The 20624-nt window shown below is 71.1% G+C and carries 21 protein-coding genes and 1 tRNA gene; 17 read left to right on the top strand and 5 right to left on the bottom strand.

The genetic code is table 11. The features are described from left to right. Positions 1 to 5: 5 nt before the first annotated feature. The 3 genes from F0P95_RS12840 to amaB all read right to left on the bottom strand — a co-directional run bounded on the left by F0P95_RS12840 (position 6) and on the right by amaB (position 2817). Positions 6 to 776, bottom strand: coding sequence for a class I SAM-dependent methyltransferase (locus tag F0P95_RS12840; RefSeq protein ID WP_182334558.1), 771 nt, complete (start codon positions 774 to 776; stop codon positions 6 to 8). A gap of 7 nt (positions 777 to 783) precedes the next feature. Further along, a complete protein-coding gene (locus F0P95_RS12835) occupies positions 784 to 1071 on the bottom strand; it encodes a DUF4190 domain-containing protein (RefSeq protein WP_182334557.1) in 288 nt (95 codons plus the stop codon). Between the two features lie 213 nt (positions 1072 to 1284). After that, positions 1285 to 2817, bottom strand: coding sequence for an L-piperidine-6-carboxylate dehydrogenase (gene amaB, locus F0P95_RS12830; protein WP_182334556.1), 1533 nt, complete (start codon positions 2815 to 2817; stop codon positions 1285 to 1287). Between the two features lie 152 nt (positions 2818 to 2969). On the opposite strand from amaB, the gene F0P95_RS12825 reads away from it, so the two are divergent. The 7 genes from F0P95_RS12825 to thrC all read left to right on the top strand — a co-directional run bounded on the left by F0P95_RS12825 (position 2970) and on the right by thrC (position 10126). Then, positions 2970 to 3046 (top strand) — tRNA-Arg (locus F0P95_RS12825). A 55-nt stretch (positions 3047 to 3101) separates the two neighbouring features. Continuing rightward, a complete protein-coding gene (locus tag F0P95_RS12820) occupies positions 3102 to 3803 on the top strand; it encodes a helix-turn-helix transcriptional regulator (RefSeq protein ID WP_182334555.1) in 702 nt (233 codons plus the stop codon). 83 nt (positions 3804 to 3886) lie between these two features. Further along, positions 3887 to 4819, top strand: a complete 933-nt coding sequence (locus F0P95_RS12815; RefSeq protein ID WP_056932791.1) for a DMT family transporter — start codon at positions 3887 to 3889, stop codon at positions 4817 to 4819. A 293-nt stretch (positions 4820 to 5112) separates the two neighbouring features. Then, positions 5113 to 5244, top strand: a complete 132-nt coding sequence (locus tag F0P95_RS17685; RefSeq protein ID WP_269150855.1) for a hypothetical protein — start codon at positions 5113 to 5115, stop codon at positions 5242 to 5244. A gap of 88 nt (positions 5245 to 5332) precedes the next feature. Beyond that, a complete protein-coding gene (gene thrA, locus F0P95_RS12810) occupies positions 5333 to 7837 on the top strand; it encodes a bifunctional aspartate kinase/homoserine dehydrogenase I (protein ID WP_182334554.1) in 2505 nt (834 codons plus the stop codon). 11 nt (positions 7838 to 7848) lie between these two features. Then, positions 7849 to 8784 (top strand): homoserine kinase, encoded by a 936-nt coding sequence (locus F0P95_RS12805; RefSeq protein ID WP_182336990.1) that lies wholly within the window; start codon positions 7849 to 7851, stop codon positions 8782 to 8784. A 43-nt stretch (positions 8785 to 8827) separates the two neighbouring features. Then, the gene (gene thrC / locus F0P95_RS12800; RefSeq protein WP_182334553.1) at positions 8828 to 10126 is read left to right on the top strand and encodes a threonine synthase; all 1299 of its coding nucleotides are present in this window, start codon (positions 8828 to 8830) and stop codon (positions 10124 to 10126) included. A 135-nt stretch (positions 10127 to 10261) separates the two neighbouring features. Here the strand turns inward: thrC and F0P95_RS12795 are convergent, their stop codons facing one another. After that, positions 10262 to 10708, bottom strand: coding sequence for a hypothetical protein (locus F0P95_RS12795; protein ID WP_182334552.1), 447 nt, complete (start codon positions 10706 to 10708; stop codon positions 10262 to 10264). A 90-nt stretch (positions 10709 to 10798) separates the two neighbouring features. Beyond that, a complete protein-coding gene (locus F0P95_RS12790) occupies positions 10799 to 11557 on the bottom strand; it encodes a Crp/Fnr family transcriptional regulator (RefSeq protein ID WP_182334551.1) in 759 nt (252 codons plus the stop codon). A 109-nt stretch (positions 11558 to 11666) separates the two neighbouring features. Here F0P95_RS12790 and hisS point away from each other — a divergent pair, with 109 nt between their 5' ends. The 10 genes from hisS (at position 11667) to hisIE (ending at position 20621) form a co-directional block, all read left to right on the top strand. After that, positions 11667 to 13073 carry a histidine--tRNA ligase gene (hisS, locus tag F0P95_RS12785; protein WP_182334550.1) on the top strand — a complete coding sequence of 469 codons (1407 nt, stop codon included), beginning with the start codon at positions 11667 to 11669 and terminating at the stop codon, positions 13071 to 13073. A gap of 133 nt (positions 13074 to 13206) precedes the next feature. Then, positions 13207 to 13533: a YerC/YecD family TrpR-related protein gene (locus F0P95_RS12780; protein WP_182334549.1), complete on the top strand. Its 327-nt coding sequence runs from the start codon at positions 13207 to 13209 to the stop codon at positions 13531 to 13533. Positions 13534 to 13543: 10 nt separating this feature from the next. After that, complete coding sequence (gene hisG, locus F0P95_RS12775; RefSeq protein WP_182334548.1) at positions 13544 to 14455, top strand: ATP phosphoribosyltransferase; 912 nt, start codon at positions 13544 to 13546, stop codon at positions 14453 to 14455. Beyond that, positions 14452 to 15747: a histidinol dehydrogenase gene (gene hisD, locus F0P95_RS12770; RefSeq protein WP_182334547.1), complete on the top strand. Its 1296-nt coding sequence runs from the start codon at positions 14452 to 14454 to the stop codon at positions 15745 to 15747. The genes hisG and hisD overlap by 4 nt, the downstream gene beginning before the upstream one ends. Continuing rightward, on the top strand, positions 15744 to 16826 hold the full coding sequence (gene hisC, locus F0P95_RS12765) for a histidinol-phosphate transaminase (RefSeq protein ID WP_182334546.1): 1083 nt from the start codon (positions 15744 to 15746) through the stop codon (positions 16824 to 16826). The genes hisD and hisC overlap by 4 nt, the downstream gene beginning before the upstream one ends. Further along, positions 16823 to 17896, top strand: a complete 1074-nt coding sequence (gene hisB / locus F0P95_RS12760) for a bifunctional histidinol-phosphatase/imidazoleglycerol-phosphate dehydratase HisB (RefSeq protein ID WP_182334545.1) — start codon at positions 16823 to 16825, stop codon at positions 17894 to 17896. The genes hisC and hisB overlap by 4 nt, the downstream gene beginning before the upstream one ends. Further along, a complete protein-coding gene (hisH, locus tag F0P95_RS12755; RefSeq protein ID WP_182334544.1) occupies positions 17893 to 18495 on the top strand; it encodes an imidazole glycerol phosphate synthase subunit HisH in 603 nt (200 codons plus the stop codon). Before hisB ends, hisH begins: the two co-directional genes overlap by 4 nt. Then, positions 18492 to 19226: a 1-(5-phosphoribosyl)-5-[(5-phosphoribosylamino)methylideneamino]imidazole-4-carboxamide isomerase gene (gene hisA / locus F0P95_RS12750; protein ID WP_182334543.1), complete on the top strand. Its 735-nt coding sequence runs from the start codon at positions 18492 to 18494 to the stop codon at positions 19224 to 19226. The genes hisH and hisA overlap by 4 nt, the downstream gene beginning before the upstream one ends. Beyond that, on the top strand, positions 19220 to 19996 hold the full coding sequence (gene hisF / locus F0P95_RS12745) for an imidazole glycerol phosphate synthase subunit HisF (RefSeq protein WP_182334542.1): 777 nt from the start codon (positions 19220 to 19222) through the stop codon (positions 19994 to 19996). Before hisA ends, hisF begins: the two co-directional genes overlap by 7 nt. After that, a complete protein-coding gene (gene hisIE, locus F0P95_RS12740; RefSeq protein ID WP_182334541.1) occupies positions 19986 to 20621 on the top strand; it encodes a bifunctional phosphoribosyl-AMP cyclohydrolase/phosphoribosyl-ATP diphosphatase HisIE in 636 nt (211 codons plus the stop codon). The genes hisF and hisIE overlap by 11 nt, the downstream gene beginning before the upstream one ends. The last annotated feature ends 3 nt before the right edge of the window (positions 20622 to 20624 follow it).

Here is a 20624-nt window from a genome sequence, read left to right as displayed (position 1 = left end):
GGGGTTCAGTCCAGCGTGCCGACGAAGGCACGGGTTTGGTATTCGAAGGCGACCCGTCCGTCCACCGCATGGGTGTCGAACAGGCCGCGCAGGACGTCCAGCATCGGCGCATGCCGGGGATGGCCGGCCGGCGGTGCATAGGAGGAGGACAGCAGCCGGCCGCGCAGGCCGTCGAAGTCCAGATACTGCGTGTTGGGCAACCGCACCTGGCCGCGCAGGCCGTCGCCGAACCATGCGCGCATGGTGGCGTCGTCCTGGTAGCGTTCGGCCACCGCGCCGTAGTCGGTGCCGTAGTCGAGCAGCAACTGCTCATAGGCGGACAGGAAGGGCGAGCTGTCGAGCAGGCGCGAGTTCCAGTACACCAGCGCCATGCCGCCCGGGCGCAGGATGCGGCGCCATTCCGGCCGCAGCGCTTCGGTGTCGAACCAGTGGAAGGCCTGGGCAGCGCTGACCAGGCCGACGCTGGCGTCGCCCAGCGTGGTCGCTTCGGCGGTGCCGGCGACGAAGGCCAGCTGCGGATGACCGGCTGCCAGCCAGTGCTCGGCGGCCGCGCGCATCGCGACGTTGGGTTCGACCGCGATCACCGGGTGGCCGGCGTCGAGGAACAGGCGGGTGGAGATGCCGGTGCCGGCACCGATGTCGGCGACCGGCGTGGTGGCCGGGATGCCGATGTCGCGATGCAGCCAGTCCAGCAGCGCCGGCGGATAGCCGGGCCGGTAGCGGACGTAATCCGCCACCCGGTTGCTGAAACGCTCGGTCGGACTGGGGGGCTGCACGCCAGCCTCAGGAATTCAGCGCGGCCAGCCAGGCCAGACCGCCGAAGAACAGGATGAAGGCGAGGATGCCGATGACCCACAGCGCTACCGACACCCAGCCCAGCACCAGCCCGGTGATGGCCAGGCCGTCGCCATCGAGCTGGCCGTTGCTGCGGCGGATCTCGCCGCGTGCCATGTGGCCGAAGATGATGCCGCCGAGGCTGCCCAGGAACGGCAGCAGGGTCCAGCCGAGGATGCCGGCCACCAGGGCGATCACGGCATAGCTGCTGGTCTGGCGTGGTGCGGGAATGCTCATGGTTGCGACTCCGTTGCTGGGGATGGAGCCCCTCTCCGGGTGGGAGAGGGAAGGGGAAGGGGGCGGGTTTGCCCGCCCCCTCATCCAGTGCCTGGCGCCGCCATCGTGCGGCATGGTCCCGGCCACGCCTTGGACCATGCCCTGCCGGTGGCTTCGCCGTGCGACGCGGCCGCGTGGCCGCGTCGTCCTTTCAATCGGCGAAGGCCGACGCCATCACAGGTCGAACTTGATGCCCTGGGCCAGCGGCAGCGAGTCGGAGTAGTTGATGGTGTTGGTCTGGCGACGCATGTAGACCTTCCACGCGTCCGAGCCGGACTCGCGGCCACCGCCGGTTTCCTTCTCGCCGCCGAACGCGCCGCCGATCTCGGCGCCGGAGGTGCCGATGTTGACGTTGGCGATGCCGCAGTCGCTGCCGGCCGCGGACAGGAACTTCTCCGCCGACTTCAGGTTGGTGGTGAAGATCGACGAGGACAGGCCCTGCGGCACGCCGTTCTGCATGTCGATGGCTTCGTCCAGGGTCGTGTACTTCATCACGTACAGGATCGGGGCGAAGGTCTCGTGCTGGACGATCTCGTCGGTGTTCTTCAGGCCGGTGACGATGGCCGGCAGCACGAAGTTGCCCGGGCGGTCGATGGCGGTGCCGCCGGTCTCGACGGTGCCGCCGGCGGCCTTGGCCTTTTCGATCGAGGCCAGGAACTGCTGCACGGCCTCGGGGCTGTTCAGCGGGCCCATCAGGTTGGCCGGGTCGGTCGGGTCGCCGATCTTGCCTTCGACCTGCTTGTAGGCCTTGACCAGGGTGGCCAGCACGTTGTCATAGATCGATTCGTGCACGATCAGGCGGCGGGTGGTGGTGCAGCGCTGGCCGGCGGTGCCGACGGCGCCGAACACGATGCCCGGCACGGCCAGCTTCTGGTCGGCGGTCTCGTCCAGGATGATGGCGTTGTTGCCACCCAGCTCCAGCAGGCAGCGGCCCAGGCGGCGGGCGACGCGCTCATTGACGATGCGGCCGATCTGGGTCGAGCCGGTGAAGGAGATCAGCGGCACGCGCTTGTCGCCTACCAGCTTCTCCGACAGCGCGGTGCCGGCGTCGTTGATCAGGAAGAAGATGTCCGGGAAGCCGCCTTCCTTGAGCGCCTCGTTGCAGATCTTCATCGTGGCGATGGCGGTCAGCGGGGTCTTGTTGGACGGCTTCCAGATGCACACGTCACCGCAGATCGCGGCCAGGAACGCGTTCCAGGCCCACACCGCGACCGGGAAATTGAAGGCCGAGATGATGCCGACCAGGCCCAGCGGGTGGTACTGCTCGTACATGCGGTGGCCGGGGCGCTCGGAATGCATGGTGTAGCCATACAGCATGCGGCTCTGGCCCAGCGCGAAGTCGGCGATGTCGATCATCTCCTGTACTTCGCCGTCGCCTTCGGGCTTGGACTTGCCCATTTCCAGGGCGACCAGCGAACCCAGCGCGTCCTTGTGCTTGCGCAGCGCCTCGCCGCACAGGCGCACCGCCTCGCCGCGGCGCGGGGCCGGGGTGGTGCGCCACGCCTTGAAGGCTTCCTGCGCGCGGGCGACAACGGTCTCGTAATCGGCTTCGGTGGTGGCCTGCACCTGCGCGATGACCTCGCCGGTGGTCGGGTTGCGCGGCGAGAGCACGCCCGCGTCGGTGGCCGCTGACCACTGGCCATTGCCGAGGTAGGTGCCAGCGTTGGAAGCGTCGAGGCCGAGCGCCTTGAGCATTTCGAAGGACATGAAATCTCCTGATTGCTTTGCGTTGGGGGGCGCAGCCGCTGGCAACGGTGGGGTGCGGCATGCAGAACGTCGATTTTAGCAGAGCCGCGCACCCTTCTTGGGCCCGGGTGGATGCCGGATGTGGTGGCGGCATGCCACAATACGCGTCCGCAGGCCCCGTAGCTCAGCTGGATAGAGCGGTCCCCTCCTAAGGGACAGGTCGCACGTTCGAATCGTGTCGGGGCCGCCATCGTTCCGCCTGCCGCGCGATGCCCCGCGGCGGCGCCCCTGCGCAGACCGCCCGCATGTCCGCCAGCGCCAGCATCCCCCATCTGCGTCGCTACCTCCGGCCCACCGGGCTGGAGTGCCACGACCATGCGCAGTGGGTGCTGCCGGTGCACGGCGAGCTGCCATTCGAGGTGGGCGGTGCCGGCGCCCACCTGGACCGGTTGCTGGGCGCCTTCGTCGCCCCCGGCCAGAGCCATGACCTGGAGGTGCTGGGCGACAATTGCTGCCTGATCGTTGATTGCGCGGCCGGGGTGCTGGACGACGATACGCTCGAGCACCTGCGCCGCCGGCCCTGGCTGGCGGTGCCGGCGGACATGCGCCAGCGCCTGCAGGGATTGCCCGGCAGCCGGGCCATGGGCGACCCGCTGCCGCACCTGCTGCGGCATTTTGCCCCGGCCGGCAGCGGCGCGCGGCTGCACGGCGTGTGCATGGCCGTGGTCGCGGCGCCGGGCCTGGACTGGTCGGTGGCGCGCATGGCGGCCATGGCCGGGGTCAGCGGCAGCCGCCTGCATGCGCTGTTCGTCCGCGAGTTCGGGCTGCCGCCGCTGGCCTGGGTCAGTGCCGCGCGGCTGCGCTGGGCCAGGCAGCAACTGCTGGGCAGCGATGCCAGCATCAGCGACATCGCCCTGCGCGCCGGCTACTCCGAACACAGCGCGTTCGCCCGTGCGCTGCGGCGCGAGAGCGGACGCACGCCGCGGCAATGGCGCGCCCGGCAGTAGCCCGGGTCAAGACGCGGGCCGCCGGGGTGCCTACACTGCGCGCCGTTCTCCATGGCAATGGTGCGGCAGGCGTGAGTCGTTCGATGAGTGTCGGGATCGCCAACGGCGTGGCTTCCGGGGCGCTGTGGGGCGTGGTGTTCCTGGCCCCGGCGGTGCTGTCCGGGTTCGCGCCGCTGCAGCTGGCGGCTGCGCGCTACCTGGTCTACGGCGCCCTGGCGCTGGTGCTGCTGGTGCCGCGCTGGCCGGCCCTGCGTTCGCGCATCGGCCGTACCGAATGGACCGCGCTGGCCTGGCTCAGCCTGCTGGGCAACCTTTTGTATTACGTGCTGCTGTCGGTTTCGGTGCAGTGGAGCGGCGGGGCGGCGGCATCGCTGATCGTCGGCATGGTGCCGGTGCTGGTGGCGGTCACCGCCGCGCGCGAGCCGGGCGCGGTGCCGTTGTCGAAGCTGGCCCCGGCGCTGGCGCTGTGCGTGGCCGGGGTGGTGCTGATGGGCTGGGCGGCGATGGCATCCTCGCATGTGCATGCCAGTACCGGGCGGCGCCTGGTCGGCCTGCTGTGCGCGGTGGGCGCGCTGCTGTCATGGACGGTGTATTCGGTGGGCAATGCGCGCTGGCTGGCACGGTGCCCGGACGTGTCCGGGCATGACTGGTCGTTGTTGACCGGAGTGGCGACGGGCGGGCTGGCGCTGCTGGTGGCGCCGATCGCGTTCGCCGCCGGAGGGCAGGGCCGGCCTGGTGCCGAATGGGTGCAGTTCTGGCTGGTCGCCGCGGCGGTGGCGGTGCTGGCCTCGATCCTCGGCAACGCCTGCTGGAACCGTGCCAGCCGTGCCTTGCCGCTCAGCCTGGGCGGGCAGATGATCGTGTTCGAGACGCTGTTCGGCCTGCTCTATGGCTTCCTCTGGCAGCAGCGCTGGCCGTTGCCGCTGGAGCTGCTGGCGGCCGGCTGCCTCCTGGCCGGCGTGGTGCTGGCCGCCGCCGCGCACCGGCCCGCGCCCGCGGCGCTGGCACAGCACTGACGGCGCCACGACCCGGGCGGATGCGCGTGTTCCGCGCAGATCCGTGTGGAACACGCGGCCCGGGCCTGTCGGTCCGGTGTGCATGCGCCGCCGTGGGGCGGTGGGGCCTGGCGCACCGTTGCCACGTTCGTACCGGGCTTTTGTCGATGCTTGCGGTATAGATGGCCGATGATCGGCGTTGATGACATTTGCAACCGATAAGTGCGTGTTCGCCGACGATGGGCGCAAGTGCTCTTTTGCGTTGCAGCACTTGACAGCGCATTCACCCGTGTTGTCCTCTTGACCGCATGCACATGCCGTCGTCCCTCCTCGCCATCGACCCGCCGCCCGCAGGCGCGCTGCCGGGCGATTGCGGCGGCCTGTCCATTACCACCACCACCATTACCGTCACCACTCGCCCGGTGCGGCCCGTCGTCTTCGCGTAATTTCCGAAAACCACGGCCCCGCACCCGGATCAGGATGCGGGGGCTCCCATCCTGATGCGTGTCGGGGCCTCCAGCCGAGGTTCATCCGATGTCGCCAGTTGCCGCTCCCTCCCTCGCTCCCGCCACGGACGCCGTCGTCCGCCGCGTGGTCCACAAGTTCGGTGGTACCTCGGTGGCCGACGCCGACCGCTATCGCCACGTGGCGCGGCTGCTGCTGGCACGCGACGAGGACCTGCAGGTCACCGTGGTGTCGGCGATGAAGGGGGTGACCGACGCATTGATCGACCTGGCGCGGCTGGCGGCCGCCGCCGATGCCGGCTGGGACGAGCGCTGGCATGAGTTGCGCGCCCGCCACCGCGCGGCGGCGGTGGCGCTGCTGGCCGAGAACGCCGGGCCGAGCATCGAGTGGCTGGATGCACGCTTCAATCGCCTGCGCGAGATCCTCGCCGCGTTGGCGGTGATCGGCGAGTTGCCGCAGGAGGTGCTGGACCGCGTGCAGGGCCTGGGCGAGGTGTTCTCGGCGCACCTGCTCGGCCATCACCTGCAGGCGCTGGGCGAAGACGCCGACGTGCTCGACGCGCGCGAGGTGCTGGTGGTCGACCATGGCGAACTCGGCGTCGACGTGGACTGGAAGGCCAGCGCCGCCAAGCTGGCGCTGTGGCGCGACGCGCACCCGGCGCGGCGGCTGGTGGTGACCGGTTTCGTCGCCCGCGACCGCAAGGGCAACATCACCACGCTTGGCCGCAACGGCAGCGATTTCTCCGGCGCGATCTTCGCCGCGCTGTTCGCCGCCGACGAACTGCACATCTGGACCGATGTGGACGGGGTGCTCTCGGCCGATCCGCGGGTGGTGCCCGAGGCCGTGCAACTGGAAGCCCTGAGCTACGACGAAGCCTGCGAACTGGCCTATTTCGGGGCCAAGGTGGTACACCCGCAGACCATGTCCCCGGCGATCGAGCGCGGCCTGCCGATCATCATCCGCAACACCTTCCACCCCGAGCATCCGGGCACCCGCATCACCGCGGTCAGTGCCGGCAGGGGGCCGATCAAGGGGCTGACGCTCAGCCCCGACCTGGCGGTGCTGAACGTCGAGGGCACCGGCCTGATCGGCGTGCCGGGTACCGCCGAGCGTGTGTTCGCGGCGCTGCGCAACGCGCATGTGTCGGTGGTGATGATCTCGCAGGGCTCGTCCGAGCACTCGATCTGCTGCGTGGTGCGCCAGGCCGAAGCGGCGCGCGCGCGCGATGCGCTGGTGCAGGCGTTCTCGCATGAACTGGCTGCCGGCCAGGTGCAGCGCGTGCAGCTGACCGGGGACGTGAGCGTGCTGGCCGCGGTCGGCGACGGCATGGCCGGCCAGCCGGGCGTGGCCGCGCGCCTGTTCGAGGCGCTGGGGCGGGCGCAGGTCAATATCCTGGCCATCGCGCAGGGGTCGTCGGAACGCAACATTTCCGTGGCCATCGACGCCCGCGACGCGACCAAGGCGCTGCGTGCCGCGCATGCCGGGTTCTGGCTGTCGCCGCAGACCTTCTCGGTCGGGGTGATCGGGCCGGGCAACGTCGGCGCCGCGCTGCTGGAGCAGCTGCACCTGGCCCAGCCGCAGTTGCTGGCGCGGGCGAAGCTGGACCTGCGCCTGCGCGCGGTGTTGTCGCGCAACCGCATGCTGCTGGACGCACGCGGCGTGCAGGGCGACTGGAAGGCTGCGTTCGAGGCCGGCGCCGAGCCGGCCGACCTGGACCGTTTCACCGAGCACCTGCTGTCCGCGCGCCTGCCGCACGCCCTGGTCATCGACTGCAGCGGCAGCGCGGACGTGGCCGACCGCTATGCCGGCTGGCTCGCCGCCGGCATCCACGTGGTCACGCCCAACAAACAGGCCGGTTCCGGGCCGCTGGCGCGCTACCAGGCGATCCGCGAGGCGGCCACCGCCACCGGCGCGCGCTTCCGTTACGAGGCGACGGTAGGGGCCGGGTTGCCGGTCATCACCACCCTGCGCGACCTGGTCGATACCGGCGACGAGGTCACCGCGGTCGCCGGCATCTTCTCCGGCACGCTGGCCTGGCTGTTCAACAAATACGACGGCAGCGTGCCGTTCTCGCAGCTGGTCGCGCAGGCGCGGGCGATGGGCTACACCGAGCCGGACCCGCGCGACGACCTGTCCGGGGTGGACGTGGCGCGCAAGCTGGTGATCCTGGCGCGCGAGGCCGGGCACGCGCTCAGCCTGGAGGACGTGGCGGTGGAAGGCCTGGTGCCCGCGGACCTGCAGCAGGGCGGCGTGGAGGACTTCATGGCCCGCCTGCACGAGGTCGATGCCGGCTTCGGCCAGCGCCTGGCCGACGCCCGCGGGCGCGGCAACGTGCTGCGCTATGTCGCGCGCTTCGAGCCGGGGCAGCGGCCCACGGTCGGCCTGGTCGAGCTGCCCGCTGACCATGCCTTCGCCAACCTGCGCCTGACCGACAACGTGGTGCAGTTCCGCACCCGCCGCTACTGCGACAATCCGCTGGTGGTGCAGGGGCCGGGCGCCGGCCCGGAAGTGACGGCCGCCGGGGTGTTCGCCGACGTGCTGCGGGTGGCTGCGGGGGAGGGCGCGCGACTGTGAGCAGGCAAGCAATGCAGGCGGTGGCCGGCCGGGACCAGACGCGCGCCTTCGCGCCGGCCTCGGTGGCGAACGTGGCGGTCGGATTCGACCTGCTTGGCTATGCCGTGGCGGGTGTCGGCGACACGGTGACGGTACGCCGCATCGACGCCCCGGAGGTCCGCATCGCGGCGATCCGCGGCGCCGCCGTGGACCTGCCCAGGCAGGCGGCCGCCAACACCGCCGGCGCGGCGCTGATCGCGCTGAGGCAGGCATTGGCCGTGCCGTTCGGCTTCGAGATCGAGATCGACAAGGGTATTCCGCTCAGTTCCGGCATGGGCGGCTCGGCGGCCTCATGCGTGGCCGCGCTGGTCGCGGCCAATGCGCTGCTGGATACGCCGTTGGGCCGGGAGCAGCTGTACCTGCATGCGCTCGACGGCGAGGCCGTGGCCAGTGGCAGCCGCCATGGCGACAACCTCGGGCCGATGTTCCTGGGCGGACTGGTGCTTTCCACCCTGGAGCGGCTGGTGCCGGTGCCGGTGCCGCCAAACTGGCACAGCCTGCTGGTGCATCCGGATGCGCAGCTGGAAACCCGTCGCGCGCGCGCGGCGCTGCAGGGAAGCTATGCGCTCGGGGAATTCGTCGCGCAGAGCACCAACCTGGCGCTGGTGCTGGCCGGTTGCCATGCAGGCGACGCCGGGCTGGTCCGCGCAGGCCTGCGCGATGTGCTGGTCGAGCCGCGCCGCGCACCGCTGATCGCCGGCTTCGCCGCCGCCCAGCAGGCGGCACTGGCGGCCGGCGCCATGGGCGCCAGCATTTCCGGCGCCGGCCCCAGTGTGTTCGCATGGTTCGAGACCGCCGAAGCCGCGCAGGCCGCCGCAGCGGAGGTGCGGGCCGCTTTCGCCGCTGCCGGCTTCGACAGCCAGAGCTGGGTGACGCCGCTGGACAGCCCGGGCGCGCGCCTGCTTTGAATCCCCGCCCTCCCGCGGGGCGCTTTCACGGAATCCTCTCCCAATGCACTTCATCTCCACCCGCAACAACGCACCTGCCGCCACGCTCAGCCAGGCCATCGCCGCCGGCCTTGCGCCCGATGGCGGTCTCTACGTGCCGCAGCAGATGCCGGCGCCCCGGACCCTGCAGGCGGGCGCTTCGCTGGCCGATACCGCATCCACGCTGCTGCAGCCATTCTTCGCCGGCGACGGGCTGGAGCCGGAGCTGCCGCGGATCTGTGCCGAGGCGTTCGATTTCCCGGCGCCATTGCGCCGCCTGGCCACCCGCAACGATCACGTGCTCGAGCTGTTCCATGGCCCTACGGCCGCGTTCAAGGATTTCGGCGCGCGTTTCCTTGCCGCCAGCCTGTCGCGGCTGCGGGCCGACCAGACGCGGCCGCTGACCATCGTGGTCGCGACCTCCGGCGACACCGGCGCGGCCGTCGCCGCGGCATTCCACGGCCAGCCCGGGCTGGAGGTGGTGGTGCTGTACCCGGATGGGCGGGTGTCGCCGCGGCAGGCGCACCAGCTGGGCTGCCTGGGCGGCAACATCCGCACGCTGCGCGTGGCCGGCTCGTTCGATGATTGCCAGGCCATGGTCAAGCAGGCATTGAACGACGCGGACCTGCAGGCGCGGGTGCCGTTGAGTTCGGCCAACAGCATCAGCCTCGGCCGCCTGCTGCCGCAGATGGCCTACTACGCGCACGCGGCACTGGCCCACCAGGCCGCGCAGGACGCACTGCTGAACGTCGTGGTTCCCACCGGCAACCTTGGCAACGCGATGGCGGCGGTCATGGCGCGCGCACTGGGCGTGCCGCTGGGCCGGATCGTGCTGGCCACCAATGCCAACCGGGTGTTGCCGGACTACTTCGGTGGCGGCCCGTACCAGGCCCGTGCCAGCGTGGCCACCCTGGCCAATGCGATGGACGTCGGCGCACCCAGCAACTTCGAGCGGCTGCGCTGGCTGTATGCCGGCGACGACGCCGTGCTGCGCGGCCAGTTCGTCGCGCGCGCGGTCGATGACGAGGCCATCGCCGACACCATCGCCGCGCGCTATCGGCGGCACGGCGAAGTGCTGTGCCCGCATACCGCTACCGCGGTGCGGGTGCTGGAGCAGCTGCGCGCCAGCGGCGAGGCGGCGGCGCGCGAGCACTGGGCGGTGGTGGCAACGGCGCATCCGGCCAAGTTCGAGGCGGTGGTCGAGCCCCTGGTCGGCTGCGAGGTGCCGGTGCCGCCGGCACTGGCCGAGCTGCTGCGGCGCCCGGCCCATGCCGAGCCCTGCGCCCCGGAATACGCCGCGCTGCGCGACACGCTGCTGCGCTGACGCCGGCACCCGCCGCGTTGTCCACAGCGGATGTGGAGCGTGCCGAGGAAAGCCTGTGGACAAGTGCCCGCCGCGCCAGCAGCGGCGGGCGTTCGCGCCGGTCTGGCGAAAATGGCGCCAGACCGGCCTGCGGACTCAGGCCGCGCGTGGCCTGGGCAGGGGGCCGGAGGGCTGGTGCCGGTTGCCGCGCCCGCGCAGGCCCAGCAGCCAGGTCGCCAGCGGCAGTGCGGCCAGCATCAGCAGCCAGCCGGCAACGATGAAGCCGCCGGCGGAGAACACCGGCAGGCCGGCCGCGACCGTGAACGCGGTGGCGAAGGTCAGCGTCGCCAGCGCGCAGTGGAAGCGCAGCCGGTCGCGGCCCAGCCGCCGCAGCAGCCACGCCGCGGGCAGGGCGAGCAGCAGGTTGATCGCGAAGTCCTGCACGGTCAGCGCGCCGTACCAGGCGGTGCCGGACAACCCGGCCTGCGCCAGCCAGGCGGGGAGCGCGTTGTAGGCGGCGATGGCCGGCCAGGCGTAGAGGACCAGCAGCATGAAACCGATGCCGATGGCGATGGAGAGCAGTGTGGCGATCAGGCGCGACATGAGGCCTCCCGGGTCAGCCGCCGGCGGTGGCGCGGCGGTCGCACCCAGCTTGCAGGGCCGGGCGGGGGGGCGTCAAACGCGGGCCGGGGCTCAGCCGAGGTCGTCGTTGGCCAGCCGCTGCAGGCCGGTGAAGTCGAGGATCTCGACCACGTTCAGGTGCGGCAGGGCGATCAGCCCCTGCTGGCGCAGCTTGGTGAAGGTGCGGCTCACCGTTTCCATGGTCAGGCCAAGGTGGTCGGCGATGTCGCCACGGCCCATCGGCAGCGCCACGCGGTTGCCGACCTGGCCCAGCATCGCCTCGCGCGCGGCCAGGCGCAGCAGGAAATCGGCCAGCCGTTCCGGCGGCTGCAGCCGCGCCAGCGCCATGGCGTTGTCCTGGGCGGCATCCAGTTCCTGGCAGGCGCGTTGCAGCAGCTTGCGCTCCAGGTGCGGGTAACGCTGGCGCAGGTCGCGCATCTGCGAGGTCGCCACCCGGCACACCCGGCTGTCGGCGATGGCCTCGATATCGTAGCGGTGCAGGTCGCTGCCGCTCAGGCCCACGTAGTCGCCGGGCAGCACGAAACCGTTGACCTGGCGGCGGCCGTCGGCCAGCGTGCGGACCAGCCGCAGCGCGCCTTCGGTGACCGTGAACACATGCGCGCGGGGCTCGCCGCTGCGCGCCAGCGTGGTGCCCATCGGCACCGGCATGGACAGGGTGATCTGTTCCAGCGCCCGCACCTCGTCGCAGGAAAGCGCCGAGCACACCGACAGGTGCCGCACCGAACAGTGCAGGCACTCGCGCGCGCCGCTTCCTTCGGAAACGGGGGGCGGTACGGAGTTTGGCTCGGAACCGGGGACGGACCGGGTCATGGCGTCGCGGCGGGGGGTGTGCGCCCATGATACTTCATGCGGTCGGCGTGGGCGGGGTGGCGCTAGAATTGGCGTCCGCTCATCCCCACTGTTTGCAGGAGTTTCGCCCGTGATCAAGCCCCGTACCCCGCCCGGCATCATGGAATTGCTGCCGCGCGAGCAGATTGCGTTCCAGCGCATGCTGGACGTCATCCGCCGCAACTACGAGCGCTTCGGGTTCCTGCCGGTGGAGACCCCGGTGTTCGAGCTGTCCGACGTCCTGCTGACCAAGTCCGGCGGCGAGACCGAGCGCCAGGTCTATTTCGTGCAGTCCACCGGGGCCCTGGCCAATGCCGCCGGGTCCGCCGAGAAGGGGCTGCCGGAGATGGCGCTGCGCTTCGACCTGACCGTGCCGCTGGCGCGCTACGTGGCCGAGCACGAGCACGCGCTGACCTTCCCGTTCCGCCGCTACCAGATGCAGCGGGTGTACCGCGGCGAGCGCGCCCAGCGCGGCCGTTTCCGCGAGTTCTACCAATGCGACGTGGACGTGATCGGCAAGGATGCGCTGAGCATCCGCTACGACGCCGAGGTGCTGGCGGTGATCCACGCGGTGTTCTCGGAACTGCGCATCGGCAGCTTCGCGGTACAGCTGAACAACCGCAAGCTGATGCGCGGCTTCTTCGAGGCCCAGGGCGTGTCCGATCCGCAGCTGCAGGCACTGGTGCTGCGCGAGGTCGACAAGCTCGACAAGCGCGGTGCCGACTATGTGCGCGAGACCCTGGTCGGCGCGGATTTCGGCCTGCCAACCACCGCGGTGGAGCGCATCCTGGCCTTCGTCGAGGTGCGCTCGCAGTCGCATGCCGACGCGCTGGCCAGGATCGACGCGGTACTGGCCGATGCCGGTGCCGCCGCCAGCGAATCGCTGCGTGCCGGCGCCGCCGAGCTGCGCGAGGTGCTGGAACTGGTCAAGGCGCTGGGAGTGCCGGAAAGCGCCTATTGCCTGAATTTCTCCATCGCCCGCGGGCTGGACTACTACACCGGTACCGTCTACGAGACCACCCTGCTGGACCACCCGCAGATCGGTTCGATCTGTTCCGGCGGGCGCTACGAGGACCTGGCCAGCCACTACACCAAGAGCCGGCTGCCGGGCGTGGGCATTTCCATCGGCCTGACCCGGCTGTTCTGGCAGCTGCGCGAGGCCGGCCTGATCGAGGGCATCGCCGAGAGCAGCGTGCAGGCCATAGTGGCATTGATGGACGAGGCGGCGATGCCGCAGTCGCTGGACATCGCCCGCCGCCTGCGTGCCGGCGGCATCAACACCGAAGTGCAGATGGAGCCGAAGAAGATCGGCAAGCAGTTCCAGTACGCGGCCAAGGCCGGCATCCGCTTTGTGGTACTGGCCGGCGACGACGAGCTGGCGCGCGGCGTGGTCGCGGTCAAGGACCTGTTGCGCGAGCAGCAGTTCGAGGTCGCCCGCGACGAGCTGGCATCCACCCTGCAGGTGGAACTGGAACAGGCCCGCGCCATGGCGCGCTGAGCGCCCGCGCCGCGCCCGCACCCCAGGCCCCGCATCGCGGGGCCTTTTTCATGCCCGGAAGCCGGGCGCCGCGCCGGTTTGACCGGGCGCATGGTTTGGACTAATGTATTAGCACGCTATTACATTGGTACGTATGAAACCGCGCCCAGACCCCGACCGCGAAAAGGCCTCCGACGCTTCCCTCAAGGCGCTGGCGCGTGCGTTCGCCGCGCTGGAGCGGCCGCAGGACGTGCAGGCGTTCCTGCGCGACCTGTGCACGCCGGCGGAGCTGGAGGCGATGGCCGACCGCTGGCGGGTGGTTCCGTTGCTGCGCAAGGGCGTGCCGTATCGCGAAATCTACGACCTGACCGGGGTGAGCGTGACCACCATCGGCCGGGTTGCGCGCTCGCTCGAGCATGGCGCCGGCGGATATGCCGTCGCCATCGAGCGCCTGTCCGCGCGCAAAGCCGAATCCAACTGAGACAAGACCCATGAGTGCTTCCTCCTCCGCGCCGGCCCGCGACCGGCTGCGTATCGCCATCCAGAAGAGCGGGCGCCTGGCCGACCCGGCGCGCAGCCTGCTGGCCGCCTGCGGGCTGAGCTGGCGGCAGAGCCGCGACAAGCTGTTCTGCTTCGGCGAGTCGCTGCCGGTGGACCTGCTGCTGGTGCGCGACGACGATATTCCCGGGCTGATCGCCGATGGCGTCTGCGACCTCGGCGTGGTCGGCCTGAATGAACTGGACGAGCAGGCCAAGGCGCGCCGCCAGCTGGGCCTGCCCGATGCCTACCAGCCGCTGCGCGGGCTTGGCTTCGGCCAGTGCCGGCTGATGATCGCCGTGCCCGAGGACTGGGACTGGCAGGGCGTGGCGCAGCTGTCGGGCAAGCGCATCGCCACCAGCTATCCGGCCATCCTCGCCGCATGGCTGCGCGACAAGGGCGTGGACGCACAGGTGGTGGAACTGTCCGGTTCGGTGGAGATCGCGCCGAAGCTGGGTACCGCCGACCTGATCTGCGACCTGGTGTCCAGCGGCGCCACGCTCGCGGCCAACCAGCTCAGGCCGGTGGAAACGCTGCTGGACAGCGAGGCGGTACTGGCCGGCCCGGTGCACGAACTGGACGACGCCCGTGCCGGGCTGATGGCGATGCTGCTGCGCCGCCTGGATGGCCTGAGCAGGGTGCAGGACCGCAAGCTGCTGATGTTCTCGGCCGCCGAAGAACGCGTGGATGCGCTGGCGCGGCTGCTGCCCGACGCCGAGCCGCTGCTGCGGCTGCCGGGCGATGGCACGTCGGTGCGCCTGCAGACCATGTGCAACGGCGCGCTGAGCTGGCAGCGGCTGGAAGAACTCGAGCGCGCCGGCGCCCAGGGGCTGATGGTGCTGGCCGTGGAGAAGTCGCTGGCATGAACATCATCGACTGGAACGCACTGGATGCCGACGCGCAGGCACGCGCGCTGACCCGGCCGGCACAGGCGGTGGCCGCGCAGACCCGCGCCGCGGTGGAGGCACTGATCGGGCAGGTCCGCGACGGCGGCGACGCCGCGCTGCGCGACATCACCGCGCGCCTGGACGGGGTGGCGCTGGAATGCTTCGAGGTGAGCGAAGCCGAGTTCGCCGCCGCCGAGCAGGCGGTGCCGGCGGAACTGCGCATCGCCATGCAGCAGGCGGCCGAACGCATCGACACCTATCACCGCGCCGGCATGGCCCAGCCGTACTCGGTGGAGACCGCGCCGGGCGTGGTCTGCGGCAAGGTCGTCCGCGCCATCGCCCGCGTCGGCCTGTACGTACCGGCCGGCAGCGCGCCACTGCCGTCGACCGCGCTGATGCTGGGCGTGCCGGCGAAACTGGCCGGTTGCCGCCAGGTGGTGCTGTGCACGCCGCCGCGCCGCGATGGTACCGCCGACCCGGCGGTGCTGGTGGCCGCCCGGCTGACCGGCGTGCACCAGGTCTACAAGATCGGCGGCGCGCAGGCGATCGCGGCGATGGCCTGGGGCACCGCAACCGTTCCGTCCTGCGACAAGCTGTTCGGGCCGGGTAATGCCTACGTCACCGAGGCCAAGCAGCAGGTGGCGCAGGCCGGTGCCGCGGCCATCGACATGCCGGCGGGGCCGTCGGAGGTGCTGGTGATCGCCGATGCCGGTGCCAACCCGGCCTTCGTCGCCGCCGACCTGCTGTCGCAGGCCGAACACGGCCCCGACTCGCAGGTGCTGCTGCTCAGCGACGACGCCGCGTTGATCGCCGCGGTGCGCGACGAAGTGGAGCGCCAGGTGGCGCGGCTGCCGCGCGAAACCATCGCCCGGCAGGCGCTGGCGGCCTCGTTGCTGGTCCAGGTCGCGTCGATCGAGCAGGCATTCTCCATCTCCAACCGCTACGCGCCCGAGCACCTGATCCTGGCGCTGCGGCAGCCGCGCGACTGGCTGGAGCGGGTCGAGGCGGCCGGTTCGGTGTTCCTGGGCGACTACACGCCCGAAGCGCTCGGCGACTACTGCTCCGGCACCAACCACGTGCTGCCCACCGCCGGTGCCGCGCGCGCCTACAGCGGGGTCAGCGTGGCCAGCTTCCAGAACCAGATAAGCGTGCAGGCCGCCAGCGCGCAGGGCATTGCCGGGATCGGGCCGTGCGCGCTGGTGATGGCCCGCGCCGAAGGGCTGGACGCGCACGCCAACGCGGTCGCGCTGCGGCTGGAGGTGGCGCAATGAGCGGCGTGCTCGACCTGGTGCGCGAGGACCTGCGCGGCTTCGCCGGGTATGCGTCCGCGCGCAGCACCCGGCTGGAAGGCGAGATCTGGCTCAATGCCAATGAATCGGCGTGGCCCAACCCGGGCGATGCGGCGGCGCTGTGCCGGCGCTATCCCGAGCCGCAGCCGCAGGCGCTGCGCGAACGCCTGGCCGCGCTTTACGGGTGCAGGTCCGAGCAGTTGCTGATCGGGCGCGGCAGCGACGAAGCCATCGACCTGCTGGTGCGCGCGCTGTGCGCGCCCGGCCGCGATGGCGTGCTGTACACGCCGCCGGTGTTCGGCATGTATGCGGTCAGCGCGCGGCTGCAGAACGCGCCCGCGCTGGAGGTGCCGCTGCGCGATGACGATGCCGGGCTGGTGCCGGACATCGAGGCCATCATCGCCACCGCGAAACAGGGCAATGCACGCCTGGTGTTCCTGTGCTCGCCCTCCAACCCGGGCGGGTCGAGCATCGGCCTGGCGCAGGTCGAGCGGGTGGCCGCGGCGCTGCGCGGGCAGGCGCTGGTGGTGGTCGACGAGGCCTATGCCGAATTCGCCGACGAGCCTTCGGCGGCAAGCCTGCTGCCGCGGCATGACAACATCGCCGTGCTGCGCACGCTGTCCAAGGCGCATGCGCTGGCGGCGGCGCGCATCGGCTGCGTGATCGCCGATGCCGGGCTGATCGCGGTGCTGCGCAACTGCCAGGCACCGTACCCGATCCCGGCGCCGTGTTCGGCGCTGGCGCTGGCCGGGCTGGACGACGCGGCGCTGGCGCGCACGCGCGAACGCATCGCCCTGGTACGCGCCGAGCGCGAGCGCCTGCGCGCCGCGCTGGCGCAGTTGCCCGGCGTGCGCCGGGTGTACCCGTCCGACGCCAATTTCCTGCTGGTGCGCCTGGTCGACGCCGAGGCCGCGTTCCAGCGGCTGCTGGTCGCCGGGGTGGTGGTGCGCGACCAGCGCGGCGCGCCGCAGCTGCACGACGCGCTGCGCATCACCCTCGGTACCCCTGAACAGAACGCGCGCGTACTGGGCGTGCTCGCCACGCTGGAGCCTGCAGCATGACCCCCATCCTGTTCGTCGACCGCGACGGCACCCTGATCGAGGAGCCGGCTGATTTCCAGATCGACGCCTACGAGAAGATCCGCTTCGTCAGGAACGTGATCCCGGCGATGCTGCGCCTGCGCGACGCCGGCTACCAGTTCGTCATCGTCTCCAATCAGGACGGGCTGGGCAGCGACAGCTACCCGCAGGCCAGCTTCGACGGCCCCAACGACCTGATGCTGCAGATCTTCGCCAGCCAGGGCATCGTGTTCCGCGAGGTGCTCATCGACCCGAGTTGGCCGGCCGACAACAGCCCCAACCGCAAGCCGGGTATCGGCATGATGCTGCCCTACCTGCAGGACCGCTCGATCGACTGGGCGCGCTCGGCGGTGGTCGGCGACCGGCCCACCGACATCCAGTTCGCCGAGAACCTGCGGATCCGCGGCTTCCAGCTGCGCACCGCGCAGTTCGGCGGGCAATGGGACTGGGACGGCATCGCCCACGAGCTGGCCGATGCGCCGCGCCGCGCCGTCGTGCAGCGCGATACCCGGGAAACGCAGATCCGCGTCGCCGTCGACCTGGACCGGGCCGCGGCGTCGCAGGTGGACACCGGCCTGCCGTTCTTCGACCACATGCTCGACCAGATCGGCCGCCATGGCGGCTTCGCGCTGGAAGTGCAGGCCAGGGGCGACCTGCACATCGACGAACACCACACCATCGAGGACACCGGCCTGGCGCTGGGCCAGGCGCTGCGCGAGGCGCTGGGCGACAAGCGCGGCATCGGCCGCTACGGTTTCACCCTGCCGATGGACGAAACCCTGGCCAGCGCCGCGCTGGATTTCAGCGGCCGCCCGTACTTCGTGTTCGAGGGCGTGTTCAAGCGCGAGCGGGTCGGCGACATGCCCACCGAACTGGTGCCGCATTTCTTCCGCTCGCTGTGCGATGCGGCCGGGTTGAACCTGAACCTCAAGGTCGAGGGCGACAACGACCACCACAAGATCGAGGCCTGCTTCAAGGCGCTGGCCCGCGCCCTGCGCCAGGCGATCCGTCGCGAGGGCACCGAGCTGCCATCGACCAAGGGGGCGTTGTGACCACGGTCGGCCTGATTGATGCCGGCGGCGCCAACCTCGGCTCGGTGCGCTATGCGCTGGAGCGGCTGGGCGTGGCGGTGCGCATGGTGCGCGAGCCCGCCGGCCTGGAAGGCGCCTCGCGGGTGATCCTGCCCGGCGTCGGCGCCGCCGCCGAAGGCATGCGCCGGCTGCACGCGCAGGGGCTGGTGCAGCCGCTGCGCGAACTGCAGGTGCCGCTGCTGGGCATCTGCCTGGGCATGCAGCTGCTGTTCGAGGGGTCCGAGGAAGGCGGGGTGGAGTGCCTGGGGCTGCTGCCGGGGGTGGTGCGGCGCCTGCATCCGGCGGTGGGCGTGCGGGTGCCGCACATGGGCTGGAACAAGCTGCTGGCGCTGCGCGAGTCGCCGCTGCTGGACGGCGTGACGCCCGGCTCCAGCGCCTATTTCGTGCACAGCTACGCCGCACCGGTCACTTCCGATACCGTGGCCGCGTGCCACCACGGCGGCCTGTTCACCGCGGTGGTGCAGCGTGGCCGCCTGTGCGGTGCGCAGTTCCATCCCGAACGTTCGGCCGGCCCCGGCGCGCGCATCCTGCGCAATTTCATCGAGAGCGATCTTTCATGAGCTTTACCGTCTATCCCGCGCTCGATATCCGCGATGGGCAGGTGGTGCGCCTGTTGCAGGGCGACTATGCGCAGCAGACCACCTACGGCGACGATCCGTTGCCGCGCGCACAGGCCTTCGCCGCCGCCGGCGCGCAGTGGATGCACCTGGTCGACCTGGACGCGGCCAGGGCCGGTGGCTACACCCTGGCGCCCCTGCTGGCACGGATCGCCGCGGACACCCGGCTGCAGGTACAGACCGGTGGCGGCGTGCGTTGCCGCGACGACGTGGCCCGCATCCTCGATGCCGGCGCGAGCCGCGTGGTGGTCGGTTCGCTGGCGGTACGCGAGCCCGCGCAGGTGCTGGCGTGGCTGCACGAGTTCGGCGCCGCGCGGCTGACCATCGCGCTGGACACGCGGCAAGGCGACGATGGCGTGTGGCGGTTGCCGGTGCACGGCTGGACCGAGACCGCCGATGTCACCCTGGACGAACTCGCCGTGCGCTATGCGCAGGCGGGCATGCAGCACCTGCTGTGCACGGACATCGCCCGCGACGGCATGCTGTCCGGTCCCAACCTGGACCTGTACGCGCACCTGTCGCGGCTGTTGCCCGGGGTGGCGGTACAGGCTTCCGGTGGCGTGCGCGATGTCGCCGACGTGGCCGCGGCGCGCGCGGCCGGCTGCGCCGGCGCGGTACTGGGCAAGGCGCTGCTGGAAGGCCGGCTGCAGCTGCAGGAGGCGCTGGCATGTTGAGCCGCCGCATCATTCCCTGCCTGGACGTGCGCGATGGCCGCGTGGTCAAGGGCGTGCGCTTCCGCGACCATGTCGACATGGGCGGGATCACCGAGCTGGCGCTGCGCTACCGCGACCAGGGCGCCGACGAACTGGTGTTCTACGACATCTCGGCCAGCCCGGAGGGGCGCTCGGTGGACCGGGGCTGGATCGAGCGTGTCGCACGCCTGATCGACATCCCGTTCTGCGTGGCTGGCGGCATCCGCGACGTGGACACCGCGCGTGCGATCCTCAATGCCGGCGCCGACAAGATCTCGATCAACACCCCGGCGCTGGAGCGGCCGGCGCTGATCGGCGAGCTGGCCGCGGCATTCGGCCAGCAATGCGTGGTCGTCGGCATCGACTCGATCCGCGAACCCGACGGGCAGTGGCGCGTGCGCTCCTACACCGGCGACCCGGCGCGCACCCGCGACGAGGCACGGCTGACCCTGGACTGGCTGCGCGAGGCGCAGCAGCGCGGTGCCGGCGAGATCGTGCTCAACTGCATGGACAGCGACGGCGTGCGCAACGGCTACGACATCGCCCAGCTGCGCCAGGCCCGCGCCCTGTGCAGCGTGCCGCTGATCGCCTCAGGCGGCGCCGGCACGCCCGGGCATTTCGCCGACGTATTCGAACAGGCCGACGTCGACGGCGCGTTGGCGGCCAGTGTGTTCCACTCCGGGGCCATCGCCATTCCTGAACTCAAGCGGTTCCTGCGCGAACAACAGATCGAGGTACGCGATGTCTACTGAAACAACCTTCGACACGACCGCGCTGGACTGGGACAAGGTCGGCGGGCTGATGCCGGTCATCGTGCAGGACGCGGCGACATTGCGCGTGCTGATGCTCGGCTACATGGACCGCGCCGCGCTGGACCGGACCCTGCGCGACGGCCGGGTGACCTTCTTCAGCCGCAGCAAGCAGCGCCTGTGGACCAAGGGCGAGACCTCGGGCCACCACCTGGAGCTGGTGGCCATCCGTGCCGACTGCGACGGCGATACCCTGCTGGTCAGCGCGCACCCGCACGGGCCGACCTGCCACACCGGCAGCAACAGCTGTTTCGGCGACGCGCCGGGGCAGTTCCTGGGCGCGCTGGACGCACTGGTCCGGCAGCGCGAACACGACCGCCCGCTCAACAGCTACACCACCAAGCTGTTCGAGAAAGGCACCCGCCACATCGCCCAGAAAGTGGGCGAGGAGGGCGTGGAGACGGCGCTGGCCGGCGTGGTCCAGCGCGATGACGAGCTGCTGGGCGAGTCGGCCGACCTGCTGTTCCACCTGATCGTACTGCTGCGCGCGCGCGGGCTGTCGCTGGACGATGCGGTGGCGGTGCTGGAACAGCGCCACGCCAGGGCCGCGGAGAAGGCGGCACGCTGAACG

The sequence above is a fragment of the Stenotrophomonas acidaminiphila genome (assembly GCF_014109845.1).
GTDB lineage: Bacteria > Pseudomonadota > Gammaproteobacteria > Xanthomonadales > Xanthomonadaceae > Stenotrophomonas > Stenotrophomonas acidaminiphila.
Note: the sequence above shows the minus strand (reverse complement) of the source record. Positions and strands in the feature narration are given on the sequence as shown.